At 64.1% G+C, this 14,112-nt stretch carries 10 protein-coding genes; 6 read left to right on the top strand and 4 right to left on the bottom strand.

Annotated elements, in window-relative coordinates; translation table 11 throughout:
* Positions 1-82: 82 nt before the first annotated feature.
* The 3 genes from OIT41_RS11570 (at position 83) to rpsA (ending at position 3,987) form a co-directional block, all read left to right on the top strand.
* The gene (locus OIT41_RS11570) at positions 83-1,369 is read left to right on the top strand and encodes a GNAT family N-acetyltransferase (RefSeq protein WP_264637956.1); all 1,287 of its coding nucleotides are present in this window, start codon (positions 83-85) and stop codon (positions 1,367-1,369) included.
* 237 nt (positions 1,370-1,606) lie between these two features.
* Positions 1,607-2,344 carry a polysaccharide deacetylase family protein gene (locus tag OIT41_RS11565; protein WP_241707782.1) on the top strand — a complete coding sequence of 246 codons (738 nt, stop codon included), beginning with the start codon at positions 1,607-1,609 and terminating at the stop codon, positions 2,342-2,344.
* A 167-nt stretch (positions 2,345-2,511) separates the two neighbouring features.
* Positions 2,512-3,987, top strand: a complete 1,476-nt coding sequence (rpsA, locus tag OIT41_RS11560; protein ID WP_234749534.1) for a 30S ribosomal protein S1 — start codon at positions 2,512-2,514, stop codon at positions 3,985-3,987.
* Positions 3,988-4,320: 333 nt separating this feature from the next.
* Here rpsA and OIT41_RS11555 read toward each other — a convergent pair whose 3' ends face one another.
* Positions 4,321-5,010 (bottom strand): IMPACT family protein, encoded by a 690-nt coding sequence (locus OIT41_RS11555; protein WP_241707781.1) that lies wholly within the window; start codon positions 5,008-5,010, stop codon positions 4,321-4,323.
* Between the two features lie 22 nt (positions 5,011-5,032).
* Between OIT41_RS11555 and coaE the strand changes: the two genes are divergently transcribed.
* The 3 genes from coaE (at position 5,033) to OIT41_RS11540 (ending at position 9,602) form a co-directional block, all read left to right on the top strand.
* On the top strand, positions 5,033-6,253 hold the full coding sequence (gene coaE / locus OIT41_RS11550; protein WP_241707780.1) for a dephospho-CoA kinase: 1,221 nt from the start codon (positions 5,033-5,035) through the stop codon (positions 6,251-6,253).
* Positions 6,254-6,298: 45 nt separating this feature from the next.
* Positions 6,299-8,386, top strand: coding sequence for an excinuclease ABC subunit UvrB (uvrB, locus tag OIT41_RS11545; RefSeq protein ID WP_241707779.1), 2,088 nt, complete (start codon positions 6,299-6,301; stop codon positions 8,384-8,386).
* A gap of 181 nt (positions 8,387-8,567) precedes the next feature.
* Positions 8,568-9,602 (top strand): TerC family protein, encoded by a 1,035-nt coding sequence (locus OIT41_RS11540; RefSeq protein WP_078108784.1) that lies wholly within the window; start codon positions 8,568-8,570, stop codon positions 9,600-9,602.
* Between the two features lie 58 nt (positions 9,603-9,660).
* On the opposite strand, the gene OIT41_RS11535 is transcribed toward OIT41_RS11540, so the two are convergent.
* From OIT41_RS11535 to OIT41_RS11525, 3 genes are read right to left on the bottom strand one after another with little or no spacing between them, the layout of a single operon-like run.
* Positions 9,661-10,995, bottom strand: a complete 1,335-nt coding sequence (locus tag OIT41_RS11535; protein WP_241707840.1) for an alpha/beta fold hydrolase — start codon at positions 10,993-10,995, stop codon at positions 9,661-9,663.
* Positions 10,996-11,023: 28 nt separating this feature from the next.
* Positions 11,024-11,524 (bottom strand): GNAT family N-acetyltransferase, encoded by a 501-nt coding sequence (locus tag OIT41_RS11530; RefSeq protein WP_241707778.1) that lies wholly within the window; start codon positions 11,522-11,524, stop codon positions 11,024-11,026.
* A 20-nt stretch (positions 11,525-11,544) separates the two neighbouring features.
* On the bottom strand, positions 11,545-14,070 hold the full coding sequence (locus OIT41_RS11525) for a DEAD/DEAH box helicase (RefSeq protein WP_241707777.1): 2,526 nt from the start codon (positions 14,068-14,070) through the stop codon (positions 11,545-11,547).
* Positions 14,071-14,112 lie beyond the last annotated feature (42 nt).

The following is a 14,112-nucleotide window of genomic DNA, read 5'->3' as shown; positions in this document are numbered from 1 at the left end:
GCACGCCGCCGGGATGGTGGCGTGCCCCCATGCTGTCTGGCTAGGCTCGGGACGTGGCTGATCCCAGGGAAACCAACGAAAAATACAACGTCAAGCGCTTTCGTTCCGTCGAAAGGACAACCCGGACTACGGACAAGCACGTGAGTGGCTCCGCGCCGTCGGCTTCGGATTCCACGACGAGCAGCGAAGCGATGAGCTCATCGACAAGATCCTCGCGATGTACCAAGCGGACAACCGCGAGCTGACCGGCGTCTACGTCAACGAAGAACCACCCTTGCACGCGCTCAACCCGGGGTTTCCGGTGGCTACCTTTGGAACGCTGGAAAACAAACTGAATGTCGGCTTCGGCCAGGAACTGCGGACCCGCCAGATCACCGCCGTCACCGTCCGCGGGACGCACCGGCGCCATGGCATCCTACGGGGAATGATGACCGCGGATCTCGCCGATGCCAAGGACGATGGCTTCGCCATGGCCGCCCTGACCGCATCCGAGGCGTCCATCTACGGCCGCTTCGGCTTCGGCGTCGCAACCTTCGAGCGCAGCATCAAGGTGGACACCGGTCCGAAATTCCGCATCCGGCACGAGCCCGTTGGCCGGGTGGAGATCGCGGATCCCAAGGTCCTCCTCGAACTCGCGCCCGAGGTTTTCGGACAGGTTCACCACCGTACGCCGGGGTCCATCGTGAGGCAGGACTCCTACCGCCATCACGTGTCCGGGGCCATGAAGCGCGACGGCAGCGAGGACAGAGCCATCAAATGTGCGCTCCACTACGCACCGGACGCCACAGTTGACGGCTACGTCTCCTACAAGTTCGCCGGTTGGGATACGAAGCCATACACGGTGGAAATCGTGGACCTCGTCGCCGCGTCGGACTCCGCCTACCTGGAATTGTGGCAGTTCCTGGGCAGCCTGGACCTCGTCGACCAGGTCTCCTGGCCTGACGCGCCCGTTGAAGACCCTCTCGCGTGGGCGCTCGTGGACGGGCGCTGCGTCACGTCATCCGACTACCGCGACATGTTGTGGCTGCGCGTCCTGGACGTCCCGGAAGCCCTGTCGGCACGGCGCTACGGGGCCGACGGGCGGTTGGTGCTGCAAGTCAGGGACGCGCTGGGTTTTGCCGACGGTACGTGGGAATTGACGTCCGACGGCGGCGTCGTAACCGTCAGGGAGGCGGGTGGCGGGAGCCAGGACATGAGCCCGGACCTGAGCATGGATGTCACGGATTTGGGGTCGGTCTTTCTGGGCGCCGTCAGTCCTGTAATCTTGGCTTCGGCAGGCCGGATCCGCGAGCACACGCCCGGAGCAGCATTGGCTGCCCAGCACATGTTCGCCGTCGAACGTCCGGCCCATTGCCTCACACACTTCTAGGCACATCTCCGTACGCAGAACCAACCAACAGAAGAGGATTCCATGGGGGAATTCCAGCCGGGGGGACACTCCTCCGGCCCATCAGGGCTGCCGGGCCGGCGGTCGTTGCTGGCGGCTGCCGCCGGACTCGCAGTAACCGGCCTGGCGGCTTGCGCCCAACAACCGGCAGCTGCACCCGCATCCCGCCCCGCGTCGGGTTCAGCGCCGGTCGTGGAGGATATAGGCCAGCATCCGGTCGTGCCCGAAACGCGGCCCGCGCTGCCGTCGAGATCCCAGGTTGTGGCCGAATACTCCAGGCGCAAGCCCGTCCAATGGGGGCTCGACGTCGTCGGCGTGGTGTCGAAGACAACGTCCCCTCATGCGGTCCTGACGTTTGATGCTTGCGGTGGTCCGAACGGTTCGGAATGCGATCACCGCCTTCTCCAGACCCTGCGCAAGTTCAACGTTCCCGCCACGCTGTTTGTCAACGGTCGCTGGATCAAGGCGAACCCCGGGCTGGCGGCTGATCTCGCGGCCGATCCCTTGTTCGAGCTCGGCAACCACGGCTTCCGGCACCAGCCCCTTTCGGTCAGCGGGCGCTCGGCATACGGCATCACCGGCACGTCCAACGCCGGCGAGGTTTATGACGAAATCATGGGCAACCAGGAAGTCATGGAGCGGCTCTGCGGCAAGGCTCCCCGCTTCTTCAGGGCGGGAACCGCCTACTATGACGACGTCGCGGCAGCGATCACCAATTCCCTCGGACTGGTTCCGGTGAGCTTCACGGTGAATGGCGACGGCGGCGCGACCTTCCCGGCCCCGACGGTCGCGGGCGAGGTGGGAAAAATCGCCGCAGGCCGGGGCGCCGGCCACATTGTGATCTCGCATTTCAACCAGCCCACGAGCGGCACCGCTGAGGGATATGCACGAGCCCTCCCAAGCCTGATGGACCGTGGCGTGACGTTCGCGCGGCTTGGTGACACGCTGCCGCTTTGACCCTCCTTGAGGCGAACGACTAGAATGAACGGGCGCATACTACTTGCGCGCAAATTTACAATCCACAATTCAGGATGACCCGGCGTTTTGCCGTGTCCTGCGGACCGGCGACGGAAAGCGGGCGGTTTGCCTGACCGATACTCTATCCACAACGGAGCCCCTACTACATGACCATCACCTCCACCGAGAAGCCCGGTACCCCCGTAGTCGCGATCAACGACATCGGTACCGCTGAGGACTTCCTCGCAGCTGTCGACGCCACCATCAAGTACTTCAACGACGGAGACCTCGTCGAAGGTATCGTCGTCAAGGTTGACCGCGACGAAGTTCTGCTCGACATCGGTTACAAGACCGAAGGTGTCATCCCTTCCCGTGAGCTTTCCATCAAGCACGATGTCGACCCCGGGGACGTCGTCTCCGTTGGCGATCAGGTCGAAGCCCTGGTGCTCACCAAGGAAGACAAAGAAGGCCGACTGATTCTCTCCAAGAAGCGTGCTCAGTACGAGCGTGCCTGGGGCGACATCGAAAAGGTCAAGGAAGAAGACGGTGTCGTCACGGGTACCGTCATCGAGGTTGTCAAGGGTGGTCTTATCCTCGACATCGGCCTGCGCGGCTTCCTGCCCGCATCCCTCGTCGAGATGCGCCGCGTCCGCGACCTTGCTCCGTACATCGGTCAGCAGATCGAAGCCAAGATCATCGAGCTGGACAAGAACCGCAACAACGTTGTTCTTTCCCGCCGTGCGTGGCTCGAGCAGACCCAGTCCGAGGTTCGCTCCACGTTCCTCAACAAGCTGGAAAAGGGCCAGGTTCGTCCCGGCGTCGTTTCCTCCATCGTCAACTTCGGTGCATTCGTGGACCTTGGCGGCGTAGACGGTCTGGTTCACGTTTCCGAGCTGTCCTGGAAGCACATCGACCACCCGTCCGAGGTTGTCGAGGTCGGCCAGGAAGTCACCGTCGAGGTCCTCGAAGTGGATCTGGACCGCGAGCGCGTGTCCCTGTCCCTCAAGGCTACGCAGGAAGACCCGTGGCAGACCTTCGCCCGCACCCACGCCCTTGGCCAGGTTGTTCCGGGTAAGGTCACCAAGCTGGTTCCGTTCGGTGCGTTCGTTCGCGTCGAAGACGGCATCGAAGGCCTCGTCCACATCTCCGAGCTGGCTGTCCGCCACGTTGAGCTTGCTGAGCAGGTCGTCTCTGTTGGCGACGAGCTCTTCGTCAAGGTCATCGACATCGACCTCGAGCGCCGCCGCATCTCCCTCTCCCTCAAGCAGGCTAACGAGGGCGTTGACGCTGACAGCACCGAGTTCGACCCGGCTCTGTACGGCATGGCCGCTGAGTACGACGAAGAGGGCAACTACAAGTACCCCGAGGGCTTCGACCCCGAGTCGAACGAATGGCTCGAGGGCTACGAGACGCAGCGCGCCGCTTGGGAGCAGCAGTACGCTGACGCCCAGGCACGTTGGGAAGCTCACAAGAAGCAGGTTTCCCAGCACGCTGCTGACGACGCCGCTGCTGCCGCTTCCGGCGAGAGCGACTCCGGTACCACCAGCTACTCTTCCGAGCCGGCTGTCGCCGAGTCCAACGCGGGCACCCTGGCATCCGACGAGGCCCTCGCAGCTCTGCGCGAGAAGCTGACCGGCAACTAATTGCCCCCGGCCCGGATTTCCGGGCCGGATCAAAGCGGCTCCTGCGATTCATTCACGAATCGCAGGAGCCGCTTTTGTTTAACCCTGTCCTACTCCTGCCCGGGTTGCTCTTGCCCGGGTCCCCACGGGACATGCCCATCGTTCGCAGCAAGGACTGGGCATATACCCACTATGTCCAGTGGTGGTGGTCGGGGGAGAGCATGTCCCTGCGTGGAAGCCCAGCCGTGTCCCGGGTCCCCACGGGACATGCCCCTCGTTCGCAGCAAGGACTGGGCATATACCCACTATGTCCAGTGGTAGTGACAAGGGGTGGGCATGTCCCTGTGTGGAAGCTCAGCCCTGGACGTCGACCCATTCCGTTCCACGCAACTGGAGTCCCGAGGCGCCTGCGGTCATGGATGCAAGCCGCTCACCGGCGTCGGCGATTGCGTTTGCATCATCGGGCAGGGCCACGCGCAGGATCGTCTCTGAGGGCCCGTAGCTTGTTTCGGCCATGACGTAGCCCGCGGAGCGCAGATCGTTTTCCAGCTTTCCGGCCGCGTGGTGGGGCACCGGGATGTCGCACATCCGCAGGCGACGCCGCTGAACCAGGGGAGCGGAGTCCAAAGCGGCCGAGACTGACTCGGAGTAGGCACGGACCAGTCCGCCGGCGCCCAGGAGGATCCCGCCGAAATAGCGGACGACGACGGCGCTCACGTCGCTGAGGTCAGTCACCCCGGGCAGTGTCTCGCGTTTGATGAGCGCCTCGAGCATGGGGATGCCGGCAGTTCCGGAGGGCTCGCCGTCGTCGTTGGAACGCTGGATGGCGCGATCAGGGCCCAGGACGAATGCCGAGCAATGGTGCCGGGCGTCATGGAATTCCTTGCGCAGTCCGGACGCCAACGCGCGGGCGGCATCCTCGTCGGAGGCGCGGCGCAGCACGGTGATGAAGCGCGAACGCTTGATCTCGAGTTCATGGCGGAAACCGTCACCGGGGGCCAACGTTGTGTACGAGGTCGCCCGGCTTTCTTCCTGTTCTGCCACCGACCCAGTCTAGTGTGGAGGGGTGCTGAAGATTGGACTTACCGGCGGGATCGCCTCCGGCAAATCACTCGTGTCCGCCCGGCTGAGGGAGTTGGGCGCCGTCTTGATCGACGCCGACGCTCTGGCACGCGAAGTCGTGGAGCCGGGCACGCCGGGCTTGGCGGGCGTCGTGGCCGAGTTTGGTGAAGACATCGTCGACGCCGGGGGTCGCCTTGACCGTGCACGCCTCGGCGCGATTGTCTTCGCTGAGCCCGATCGCCGGGAAGCACTCAACGCGATCATCCATCCGCGCGTGAGGGAGCGGGCTGCCGGGATGCTCGCGACCGCGAAACCCGGAGACATCGTCGTCCAGGATATTCCGTTGCTGGTCGAAACCGCGCAGGGGAGCAGTTTCCACCTGGTGCTGGTGGTCGACGCCCCGGACGGGGAACGGATCCGGCGCATGACGGAGAACCGCGGCATGACAGCCGAGGACGCGGTCTCCCGCATGGCCGCTCAAGCCAGCAGGGATGAACGGTTGGCGGCGGCCGACATCGTGTTGGACAACTCGGGAAGCGTGCAGGACATCACCGCACTCGTGGACGCCTTGTGGGAAGAGCGATTGGTCCCGTTCGCACGCAATCTTGCGGCCGACCGGCCGGCGCCACGAACCAGCGGCCCCGTATTGTCACCGCCAAACCCCGACTGGCCGGTCCAGGCTGAACGTCTGCTTGCCCGGATCCGGCGGGTATCTCCTGAGGTCCTGGGTGCAGACCATATCGGTTCGACGTCGGTTCCCGGCCTTCCTGCAAAGGACGTCATCGACCTGCAAGTGAATGTGTCCTCGCTGGACGCCGCCGACCGGATAGCCCGGGCCCTGGGCGAGGCCGGCTTCCCGTTGCGGGAGGCCTCAGCCCGCGACACCCCCAAGCCGCCTGACCTGGATCCATTGGCATGGCAAAAACGCTTCCACTGCAACGCCGACCCCGGACGGCCCGCCAATGTCCACGTCCGGGTCCTTGGAAGTCCGGGGTGGCGTTATGCCTTGTTGTTCCGCGATTGGCTCCGCGCCAACCCCGACGCCCTGCGCATGTATGCGGACCTGAAGCACGAGCTCGCCGCGCTCCACGCCGGAGACCGCAGGACCCTGGCGTACGCGGAAGCCAAGGAGCCGTGGTTCACCGAGGTCGCCTGGCCGCTCATGGACTCCTGGGCCGGAAGCAGCGGCTGGCACCCGCCGTCGTACTCCGCGGCGCAAGCCTAGAAAACGCGGACAGTAACTGTCCGCGGGCGGGGGTACATTGGATTCATGAGTCTTGCCCAGGAGATCAACCGCGTCGTCGCGCCCTTTGAGGTCATCAGCGAATTCAAGCCGGCAGGTGACCAGCCGGCCGCCATTGCGGAGCTGACTGAACGGATCAACAACGGCGAAAAAGACGTCGTGCTGCTCGGCGCCACCGGTACGGGCAAGAGCGCCACCACTGCCTGGTTGATCGAGCAGGTCCAGCGGCCCACCCTGGTGATGGTCCAGAACAAGACCCTTGCCGCGCAGCTCGCCAACGAGTTCCGGGAACTGCTGCCCAACAACGCGGTGGAGTACTTCGTTTCGTATTACGACTACTACCAGCCCGAAGCCTACGTTCCGCAGACGGATACGTTCATTGAGAAGGACTCCTCCGTGAACGAGGAAGTCGAGCGGTTGCGGCACTCGGCTACCAACGCGCTGCTGACCCGCCGGGATGTCATCGTGGTGGCTACCGTTTCCTGCATCTATGGCCTCGGCACCCCGGAGGAATACATCGCCGGAATGGTCACGCTCACCAAAGGCGCCGAAATGAACCGGGACGATCTCCTGCGCAAGTTTGTCGGCATGCAGTACACCCGCAACGACATGGACTTCCACCGCGGCACCTTCCGCGTCCGCGGAGACACCGTGGAAATCATCCCCATGTACGAAGAGCTGGCCCTGCGCATCGAGTTCTTCGGCGACGAGATCGAGAACATCTACACGCTGCATCCGGTCACGGGCGATGTCATCCGCGAGGAAACCGAGATGTACATCTTCCCGGCCTCGCATTATGTCGCCGGTCCGGAACGCATGTCCCGCGCCATCACCGCCATCGAGGGGGAACTCGCCGAGCGGCTCAAGGTCCTCGAAGGCCAGAACAAGCTGGTGGAAGCCCAGAGGCTGCGCATGCGCACCACGTACGACCTCGAGATGATGCAGCAAATGGGATTCTGCAACGGCATCGAGAACTACTCGCGGCACATCGATGGCCGCGGCTCCGGCACGGCCCCGCACTGCCTCATCGACTACTTCCCGGACGACTTCCTGCTGGTCATCGACGAATCCCACGTCACCGTTCCACAGATCGGCGCCATGTACGAAGGCGATATGTCGCGCAAGCGCACCCTCGTGGACCACGGCTTCCGGCTGCCTTCCGCGATGGACAACAGGCCGCTCAAATGGGATGAGTTCCTGGAGCGGGTGGGCCAGACCGTCTACCTTTCCGCGACCCCCGGAAAATATGAGCTCGGCAAGGCCGACGGGACCGTCCAGCAGATCATCCGCCCCACCGGGCTGATCGATCCCGAAGTCATCGTGAAGCCCACCAAGGGCCAGATCGACGATCTCCTCGGGGAAATCCGGACCCGGGTGGAGCGCGACGAACGCGTGCTGGTCACCACGCTGACCAAGCGCATGGCCGAGGACCTCACCGACTACCTGCTGGGCCATGGGGTCAAGGTCCAATACCTGCACTCCGACGTCGACACCCTCCGGCGCGTGGAACTGCTCCGGGAACTCCGCATGGGCAGCTTCGACGTCCTGGTGGGCATCAACCTGCTCCGCGAGGGCCTCGACCTGCCCGAAGTGTCACTTGTCAGCATCCTCGACGCCGACAAGGAAGGCTTCCTCCGTTCTGCCACGTCCCTCATCCAGACCATCGGGCGCGCGGCCCGAAACGTCTCGGGCCAGGTCCACATGTACGCCGACCGGATCACCGACTCCATGGCCAAGGCCATCGAGGAAACCAACCGCCGCCGGGAAATCCAGGTCAAGTACAACACGGACAATGGTGTGGATCCGCAACCGTTGCGCAAGAAGATCGCAGACATCACCGATCAACTTGCCCGCGAAGACGCCGACACCCGCGAGTTGCTGGCCGCAGCCGGAAAGGGCGGCCGGACCGGCAAGGGCAAGGGCGCTTCGAAGGTCCGTCAAGACGGCCTGGCCGCGGCGCCGGCCGAAGACCTCGTGGGTCTGATCGAACAACTGACCGAGCAGATGCATGCGGCCGCCGCCGAACTCCAGTTTGAGATCGCAGCGAGGATCCGTGACGAGGTGGGAGACCTCAAGCGCGAACTACGCCAGATGCAGTCCGCCGGGCATGCCTAGGGTAAAGTTGGGCCTACGTAGGGGAGTATCCCAAGCGCTAAGTCCGTCAACACGCAAGGCACAGACGCCTCGCCGGGCCTAGCGGATCGCCGTTTGAGCGTTGATTGCCTATTGAGCATGGACACGCAGGCAGGTCGGAGAGACTTACGCCGTTTTGGCGTACCTGCGAAAGGCATTCTTGATGCAACTCCCCGCCTGGTTTGAGATCGGCTCCTTCGTCGTTCTCGGAATCATCCTCCTTGTCGACCTTCTTTTGGTGATCAAACGTCCGCATGAACCCTCCATGAAGGAAGCAGGCCTCTGGGTCGCCTTCTACGTCACCCTCGCTTTGGTGTTCGCCGGGGCGATGTTCGCGTTTGCCGGCCCGGAGCATGGCAGCCAGTTCATCGCCGGTTGGGTGACCGAATACAGCTTGAGTATCGACAATCTCTTTGTCTTCATCATCATCATGGCGCGGTTCTCGGTGCCCCGTAAGTATCAGCAGGAAGTGCTCATGGTGGGCATCATCATTGCCCTGGTCCTGCGCGGTATCTTCATTGCCCTTGGCGCCGTGGTGATTGAGCAGTTCAGCTGGGTCTTCTACATCTTCGGCGCGTTCCTGCTGTGGACCGCATGGAAGCAGGCCACGGACAACGGCGAAGACGAGGAAGACGCCGCCGAAAGTCCGCTGATTGCCCGCATCCGCAAAGTTGTCCCGATGTCGGAGAAGTTCGACGGCGGCAAGCTGAGGACCACGGTCGACGGCAAGAAGCTGTTCACTCCCATGCTGATCGTCTTCGTGACCATCGGCATGACGGACCTCCTGTTCGCCGTGGATTCCATTCCGGCCATTTTCGGACTGACACAGAGCGCCTTCATCGTCTTCACCGCGAACATCTTCGCCCTGATGGGCCTTCGCCAGCTGTACTTCCTGCTGGGCGGACTCATGACCCGCTTGATCTACCTCAAGCACGCCTTGTCGGTCATCCTCGCGTTCATCGGCGTCAAGCTGGTCCTGCACGCCATGCACGTCAATGAACTGCCGTTCATCAACGGCGGCCACCATATTGACTGGGCGCCGGAGATCCCGACCTATGTGTCCCTGGCGGTCATCATCGGCACCATCGTGGTGGCGGTTGTCGCGAGCCTGCTGACCCCGGCGGCTGCGAAATCCAAACTGGATGCCCGGCTCGAGGAGGACTCCCGCAAGAGCATGAACAAGGTCAGCGGCCACTAACAACCGCCGAGCCATTGACACAGCAGAACTGAGCCCCGGTCAGCGCTTTGGCCTGGGCTCAGTTCTGGCCGCGGGCCATTCCCAGGAGCCGGTTGAAGATTCCTTCCCCGTCTTCGCCGATGCCGTCGTGGTGAAAGTCTCCGGTGGTCCAGGCACGCAGTCCGCGTACCGCCGCGGCGGTTTCCATGGACAGCTGGAAGTCGACATAGATGTCGTCGCGGTACACGGCAGCCGCGACCGGCACGGTGTTCGCTTTCAACCGGGACACATCGTAGAGCGGTTTCCAGTCTTGTTTGGCGGCCAACAGCGCGGCTACTTCCTGAAGGGGCACAAGCGCCGGATCCTGCTCGAAGTACCAGGGGTAGACCATTTCGCCGGTCAGGAGCGGCTCTGCGGCGTCGGGACGGAATTCCGGGAATTCCGAGCCCACCCGCCACGCCGCCCAGTCGGTGGCCTGGCCCTGGCCGTAGATGGACTCGTGCAACACCGCGTACAGCGGATTCGATGCGCGGGAGACCAGCCCGTGGACCTGTTCGAGGAAGGCGTCGGAGAGCCGTTCTCCGTCGGGCGTGGGCACGAACGCATCCTCCAGGAGGGTGTGCAGGGCATCCACCCGGGCGTTTCCGCCCAGGAACGATCCCACCATTTGGAAGCGCTCCGGAGTGAGTGGTTCCCCGCTGGGCAGCCGCTCCTCCGTGGACTCCAGATGCCGCGCAATCCGGGTGACCAGGCCGCGGTCCTCGGGGTACCACGCGAAGTATTCCGCGTTACGTTCCGCAACCCGTTGGAAGGTTGCCCGGTAGACCCGCTCGGCCGGGCCTTCCAACGGCGCCAGCCCGCCCGTGATGAGCACTTCGCTCAAGCCTTCCGGCGCGAAGGACAAGTAGGTCAGCGCGCAGAAACCGCCGAAGCTCTGGCCAAGGACGGTCCACGGCTCCGAGCCCAGCGCCTTCCGGATGAGTTCGGCGTCGGCGACGATCGAGTCCGCCCGGAAATGCGCGAGGTAGCCAGCCTGCGCTGCCGCGTCGCCCCGGAGCGGCAAGGTGTTGCGGTCCGCCGGCGTGGACAGGCCCGTGCCGCGTTGGTCCAGCATCAGGATGCGGAAACTCCTTGCGGCAGCCTTCATCCAGCCGGACAGGGAGGTGGTCCGGGTGCCGCGTCCGCCGGGGCCGCCTTGGAGGTAGAGCAACCACGGCAGCCGGTCCGCGTCCTCTTCCGAGTGCTCGGCAGAGACGATCTCCCGCGCGAAGACGGTGATCGTTTTCGCGTTGCCTGGAGCTTCTTCACCTCCGGACGCCCAATGGTCGAGCGGGACGGTGAAGAAATGCTCGGTGGTGCGGACACCCCGGAATTCGTGCCTTGCCCGGATGGTGTGCGCCGCTTGCCCAACCATGGGCTCAGCGAGACCCCCGACCGTGCGCTCAGCCACGGGCCATGACCTTGTCATCGCTGCCGAAGGCGCCCAGGGCGTCGCCGCTCAGGCGGAACGTGGACCAGCCGTCCATCGGAACGGCACCGAGGTTGCGGTAGAAGTTGATGGACGGTTCGTTCCAGTCCAGGACGCTCCATTCGACCCGCGCATAGCCGCGTTCGACGGCGGTCGCGGCCAGGTGCCGCAGGAGCGCCTTCCCGTGGCCCTCGCCTCGCGCAGCGGGAGTGACGTAGAGGTCCTCGAGGTAGATGCCGTGGACGCCTTCCCACGTGGAGTAGTTCAGGAACCACAAGGCAAAGCCCTGGACATCCCCGGCCGCGTTTTCCGCCATGTGTGCGTACACCCGCGGATTTTCGCCGAACAAAGCCTCGGTGAGCATTTCCGGCGTGTTCTTCACGGCGTCGGGCTCTTTTTCGTAGACCGCAAGCTCGTGGATCATCTGCAGGATCGCGGGAACATCGGATAATGTGGCTGGGCGGATAACACTCATGATTCGAGCTTACTAGGCGCCTAGAGACGGTTGACCGCGGTCACCCTGACCACGGCCGTGCCGCTCTCGTCGGAGGCTGCCAGGTCCACTTCGGCGGACACGCCCCAGTCATGGTTGCGGGCCGGGTCATCGAAAATCTGCCGTACGCGCCAGACGCCGGGTTCCTCGGTGATCATGAGGAGTCCCGGGCCCCGGGCATCGGGGCCGGTTCCGATGTCGTCGTGTTCGTCGAAGTAGTCGTCCAAAGCGTCTTCCCAGCGTTCCGCATCCCAGCCGCTGCCGGCGTCGAGCTCGCCCAGGGCGGCCGCATCCTCGTCCGCGAACAACTCAACGCGCCGGAACATTTCGTTGCGGACCATGACCCTGAAGGCGCGGATGTTGGACGTGAGCGACGGCGGCGCGGGAGGCGGAGCGTCGTGCGGCGTCGGGGCCACCCCGGAGGTAAGCTCTTCCCACTCGTCGAGCAGGCTCGAGTCGACCTGGCGGACCAGTTCACCCAGCCAGGCGATGAGGTCCTCGAGGTCTTCGCGAAGGGAGTCCTGGGGGACGGTCTGGCGCAGGGCCTTGAACCCATCGGCCAGATACCGCAGCACGATCCCTTCGGAGCGGGCGAGCCCATAGAACTGCACGAACTCACCGAAATTCATGGCGCGCTCATACATGTCGCGGACCACCGACTTCGGAGCAAGCTCGAAGTCGCCCACCCAGGGTGCAGCCTTCCGGTACACCTCAAACGCTTCGCCGAGGATCTCCGCCAACGGCTGGGGGTAGGTGACCTCTTCGAGCATCGCCATTCGCTGGTCGTAATCGATGCCATCGGCCTTCATCGCGGCGACGGCCTCGCCGCGTGCCTTCTTCTGCTGCGCAGACAGGATCTGCCGTGGCTTCTCGAGGGTTGACTCGATCACGGACACCACGTCCAAGGCGTACGACGGCGACTCCGGATCCAGGAGTTCGAGCGCGGCAAGCGCGAACGGTGAAAGAGGCTGGTTCAGCGCGAAGTTGGCTTGCAGGTGAACGGTCAACCGCACGGAGCGGCCTTCTTTCTCCTGCTCGGCCTCGGGAATGCGTTCGACCACGCCGGCTGCCAGCAGCTCGCGGTAGATGCCCAAGGCCTTCTTCATGAGCTGCAGCTGGGCGGGGCGCGCCTCGTGGTTTTCGGTCAGGAGACGACGGGCAGCGGCGAACGGGTCGCCAGGGCGCTCCATCAAGTTGAGCAGCATGGCATGGGTCACGGTGAAACTCGAGGTCAACGGGTCCGGCACGGACTCCACCAAACGGGTGAAGGTGGGCTGCCCCCAGGACACGAAGCCTTCCGGCGGCTTCTTCCGCACGACCTGCCTCAGCTTCTTCTGGTCGTCGCCGAACTTGGCGGTGGCCTTTGCCATCGCCTTCGCGTTTTCCACGACGTGTTCGGGAGCCTGCACCACGACCGTTCCGGCAGTGTCATAGCCCGCACGGCCGGCGCGGCCCGCGATCTGGTGGAACTCCCGGGAGTTCAGCAGGCGGGTGCGGACGCCGTCGTACTTGCTGAGCGCCGTCAGGAGGACAGTGCGGATGGGAACGTTGATCCCGACGCCGAGCGTGTCGGTGCCGCAAATGACCTTCAGGAGTCCTGCCTGTGCCAATTGCTCCACGAGGCGGCGGTACTTCGGCAGCATGCCCGCGTGGTGGACGCCGATGCCATGGCGGACCAGCCGGTTCAGGGTCTTGCCGAAGCCGGCGGCGAACCGGAAACCGGCGATCAGCTCGGCAATCTTGTCCTTCTCCTCGCGGGTGCACATGTTGACGCTCATGAGGTTCTGGGCACGCTCGATGGCCTCGACCTGGCTGAAATGCACCACGTACACGGGAACCTGCTTGGTGCTCAGCAGCTCCTCCAGGGTTTCGTGGACCGGCGTTTCCTGGAAGTAGTAATGCAGCGGGATGGGCCGTTCGGCCGAACTCACGGTGGTAGTGGACCGCCCGGTGAGTTCGCTCAGGCCGGCTTCGAAGCGGCTGACGTCTCCCAGGGTGGCCGACATCAGCAGGAACTGGGCCTGGGGGAGCTCAAGGAGCGGCACTTGCCACGCCCAACCGCGCTGGGGATCGGAATAGAAGTGGAATTCGTCCATGATGACCGTGCCGAGCTCGGCCTCCTTGCCTTCGCGCAAGGCGATGTTGGCGAGGATTTCTGCGGTGCAGCAGATGATCGGGGCGTCCTGGTTGACTCCCGAATCACCGGTGATCATGCCCACGTTCTCCGCTCCGAAAATGTCGCAGAGGGCGAAGAACTTCTCGGAGACCAGGGCCTTGATGGGGGCCGTGTAGTAGCTGCGCAAGCCGCGGGACATCGCCTCGAAGTGCGCGGCGATCGCCACGAGGGACTTTCCAGAGCCGGTGGGGGTCGCCAGGATGACGTTGGAACCGGACGCTAGTTCCATGATGGCTTCGTCCTGGGCAGGGTACAGCTGGAGCCCGCGGCTCTCCGTCCATTCGACGAAGCGTGTGTAGATTTCGTCCGGGTCAACGCGTGCGCCGTCGGTGAGCTGCTCAAGAAGTTTCATTGCCTTCCAGCTTAGTGTGGGTGGAGCAGACGACGGAGACCG

Origin of the sequence: Arthrobacter sp. YA7-1 (genome assembly GCF_025960325.1) — a bacterium.
Classification (GTDB): Bacteria; Actinomycetota; Actinomycetes; order Actinomycetales; family Micrococcaceae; genus Arthrobacter; species Arthrobacter bambusae_A.
Note: the sequence above shows the minus strand (reverse complement) of the source record. Positions and strands in the feature narration are given on the sequence as shown.